This window comes from Psychrobacter sp. H7-1, assembly GCF_904846585.1.
Classification (GTDB): Bacteria; Pseudomonadota; Gammaproteobacteria; order Pseudomonadales; family Moraxellaceae; genus Psychrobacter; species Psychrobacter raelei.
On record NZ_CAJHBH010000117.1, the window covers coordinates 1 to 561 of the forward strand.

The 561-nt window shown below is 48.5% G+C and carries 1 protein-coding gene; it reads right to left on the bottom strand.

All coding sequences use genetic code 11. From position 1 onward, the window contains the following. Positions 1–561 (bottom strand): hypothetical protein (locus JMX92_RS13430; RefSeq protein WP_201546168.1); only part of this gene is annotated, 561 nt, incomplete at both ends.

Here is a 561-nt window from a genome sequence, read left to right on the forward strand (position 1 = left end):
AAGTCTGCGGTAAATACCGATGAACCAAATTCGATGGCATTACCAATGCCTAGCTGACGATGGGTGGCATCACCGCTATAACCGACACTGCCCTCTGTTGGCATATTGGCCGCTTGGGTGGCATTACCAATAACGGCTGCACCATTAACAGGTAGGGCTAGATCACTAAATACCGCTTGACCATCAATGTGACCAATACGCATCTCATCGCCAAAGTCCTTATACGTTGAGGTATACGTTAATGGCAGTTTGTTGCCTAAAGCATCAACCTGTGCGGTATCTTCATGCGCTTTAAAGCCGTTGGTGTCTGAAACCTCTGCGTCATTATCACCTGAGATAGCAATGGTAAGTGGACCTAGTAGTCCATCAGCTGCGCCTGGCGCTGATTCTGAGGCCAGATCAGCGCGGGCAACAACGCTTGTGCTATCTGCGTCAAAGTCGCGTGTGGTGGTGTTAAATACTTTGTTTAACGGTACAACGTCTACATTTAAGGTCTGTACACCACTCTTCGCTGATTCAGCCGCATTCTTAATCTCTGCCGCTGCTGCTGCATTATTCAGC